The sequence below is a fragment of the Streptomyces sp. WELS2 genome (assembly GCF_013870595.1).
Classification (GTDB): domain Bacteria; phylum Actinomycetota; class Actinomycetes; order Streptomycetales; family Streptomycetaceae; genus Streptomyces.
On the sequence record NZ_JACBWZ010000740.1, the window covers coordinates 1 to 3,080 of the forward strand.

The following is a 3,080-nucleotide window of genomic DNA, read 5'->3' on the forward strand; positions in this document are numbered from 1 at the left end:
CACCACCTGTTCCACCAGGGCGGAGGCGGCGCCGGTGTACGCGGCCGTGGTGAGCAGTTCGAACCAGGTGAACCCGGCCGTTTGCAGATCGTCGAGGCGGCTCTGCTGCTGCGGCGTGCTGCGGATCACCAGTTCCTCGCCGACCTCGACGCCCTCCAGCCGTACCTCGTGGCTCTGGGAGGCCGCGAGCACCTGGGTGCCCCAGAACGGGACCACGCTGATGCCGGGGCTGTCCGCCGGGATGAGCAGCAGCGCGAGGCTGGTGCCGTCCGCCTCGCGCACCGCCGCGCTCGCGGTCAGCACGTCCATCGACCGCGACAGGCTGCAGGGTTTCTTGGCGCCGTCGACCCGGTAGCCGGCCGTGGTCCGCTCGGCCGTCACGGCGGGCGTCAGGATGTTCTGGCCGCTGCGCCCCTCGGCCCAGCCCGAGGCGAACCACAACCCGCCGCCGCCCGCACCGTCCCCGGCCACCGCGGACAGGATCTTCAGCTGGCCGGGGGTGAGCCGCTCGGCGGTCCGGGCCAGGCTGAACAGCATCGCGACGGTGAAGTGGTGCATGACGGTGGCCACCGCCAGCGACGGGGACACCGCCCCCAGGGCGCGCTGGACCCGCACGGCCTCCAGGGGGCTCGCCTGGGCGCCGCCGTAGTCCGCGGGGACGAGCAGGCCGGGTCCGCCGCGGGCCCGGTACATCTCCACCACGGGGCTGTCGCCGGCCTCGCGTTCGGCGAGCGTGAGGCTCTCGAGCTCGGCCAGCAGGCCAGGGTGGAACCGGCCGCACGTGTCCCGTGCGACATCGAGGGAGCGCATCGGGGGGTTCTCCTTCACAAGAGAAATCACGGGGAATATCCGATGGCGCAGGAATTCTGCGGAGAACGGGGCCGAAGGTGCGGGTTCCCAGCCAGTCTGACAGGGCGTCCTGATCGAACCCTGATGGCCGGCTGACATCCGCGGAAGAACTGATGAGTGCCTGATACCGGGCTGACCGCGCAGCGTTCCCATATTGCTGCACGCTCGAATTCCATGGGATAAACCGACACTGCGCTGGAATTCCGGAGAGCGGCCCCTTGTCCGACCACGAGTGGAGAACGAACATGGCCGAGACCACGTATCTCATGGAGGATCCCCGGGAGGCGGAGCGGCTGGCCGCGAAGGTCGATCCGGTCGCCTGGACCGACCGTTATCTGGCCCACCGTCTGCGTCCGGGCGACCGCGTGCTGGACATCGGCTGCGGGCCGGGGGTGATAGCCCGCCAGGTGGCGTCGGCGCGGCCCGGGATCCATGTCACGGGTGTCGACTTCTCCCCGTCCCGGATCGCGGAGGCCCGGATCAACCTGTCCGGGGTGGGCGAGGCGGTGCACGCCGACGCCCGCCGGCTGCCGCTGCCCGACGGCGCCTTCGACCTGGTCTACTGCCGCTTCATGCTGCAGTTCCTGCCCGACCCGCAGCGCGCGCTCGCGGAGATGGTCCGGGTCTGCCGGCCGGGCGGGCTGGTCCTGCTCCAGGAGCTGGACGGGCAACTGCTCTGGCACCACCCGGAGGATCCGGAGCTGCAGGCCGGTCTCGAAGCGGTCGTGAAGGGCCTCGCGCGCACCGGTTTCGACCCGTTCATCGGCCGCAAGCTCTTCCACTTCGCCCACCGGGCCGCGCTGTCGGACGTGCAGGTGACGGTGGACCCCTATCACCTGATCGCCGGGGCCGCGGACGAGGAGACGATGCGCCTGTGGCGGCTGAAGCTGGAGATCGCGCAGCCGGCCCGGACCGAGGCGCTGGGCGACGCCGGGGCGGCCCGCCGGGTGCAGGACCGCTTCCTGGAGTACCTCGCCCGGGAGGACACCCTCACCTACAGCGTCGCCTTCACCGTCGTCGGGCGGCGTTGAGACCATGGGCACGGTCACGACAGACGCGCACGGCGGCCGGGCCGCCGGCACGGACGCGGCCGTCGCCGCCGTCCAGCGGTACTGCGACTCCGGCAACCCCAGTGCCTTCCTGGCCTTCAACCGGGGCAACAGCTACTTCCGGCTGCCCGGGGACGACGGCCTCATCGTCCACCGCCCGGTCGGCCGCTATCTGGTGCAGTTCGGCGGGCCGTTCGCCGCCGCGGGCACCCGGGACCGGCTGCTGGCGGCGTTCGTGGACTTCGCCGCCGCGCAGGACCGGGAGATCGTCGCCGTCCAGGTGCAGGCCGCCGACGCCGCCGTGTTCCTCGACGCGGGCTTCGTGGTGAACCAGATGGGCGCCTCCTACGCCGTCGACCTGGACACCTTCACCCTCGCGGGCACCCGCTTCATGCAGCTGCGCAACAAGATCTCCCGCGCGCTGCGCAGCGGGCTGCACATCGCCGAGGCCCGCTACGACGACTGGCGCGAGGCGATCGCCCGACTGGACGCGGCCTGGCTGCGCACGAAGGGCGAGGACGTCAGGGCACTGGAGTTCCTGGTGGGCGAGACCGGCGGCCCGCACCAGGAACTGCGCCGGCTGTTCGTCGCGACACGCGAGGGCCGGCTCGTCGGCTACATCTCCTACTCCCCCGTCTACGGTCCGCAAGCCGGCTGGATGCACGATCTGAGCCGTCGCAGGCCGGACTCGGGGCCGGGTGTCATGGAGGCGGTCAACAAGGCGGCGATCGAGGTGTTCCGCACGGAGGGCGTGCGCTGGCTGCACTTCGGGTTCACGCCGTTCACCTCGCTGGACGCGCCGGCGTTCCCCGGCCACAGCCGCGCCTTCCACTGGTTCGTGCACCACCTGTGGGAGCACGGCGAGGCCGTCTACCCGGCCCGGACCCAGCTCGCCTACAAGGAGAAGTGGGCGCCGACCCTGGTGCTGCCGGAGTACCTCGCCTTCCAGCACCGGGCGAGCCTGCCGGCCCTGGTGCACGTCTTCCGCGCGTGCAACGCCGTCTGAGACCCCGTCGAGGAGGAACCGGCATGACCGACGAGATCCGCCGGCAGGGCGAGAAGGTCGTGGCGATGTTCGCCGCGTGTGCCGCGGCCCCGGACGACCGCTCCGTCGCCGAGGAGGCCGACGCGGAGCTGGACCGGCTGGAGCGGCTGCTGGCCGCGGGCGGCGTGCCGATCCGG

Annotated in this window: 3 protein-coding genes; 2 read left to right on the forward strand and 1 reads right to left on the reverse strand. The window is 71.9% G+C overall.

Annotated features, from left to right (window positions below):
• Positions 1-810, reverse strand: an 810-nt coding sequence (locus H5J33_RS29065; RefSeq protein ID WP_181797790.1) for an acyl-CoA dehydrogenase family protein, incomplete at its 3' end; no start/stop codon positions are given.
• A gap of 284 nt (positions 811-1,094) precedes the next feature.
• Here H5J33_RS29065 and H5J33_RS29070 point away from each other — a divergent pair.
• The gene (locus tag H5J33_RS29070; RefSeq protein ID WP_181797791.1) at positions 1,095-1,880 is read left to right on the forward strand and encodes a class I SAM-dependent methyltransferase; all 786 of its coding nucleotides are present in this window, start codon (positions 1,095-1,097) and stop codon (positions 1,878-1,880) included.
• Positions 1,881-1,884: 4 nt separating this feature from the next.
• Positions 1,885-2,904, forward strand: coding sequence for a DUF2156 domain-containing protein (locus tag H5J33_RS29075; protein WP_181797792.1), 1,020 nt, complete (start codon positions 1,885-1,887; stop codon positions 2,902-2,904).
• The last annotated feature ends 176 nt before the right edge of the window (positions 2,905-3,080 follow it).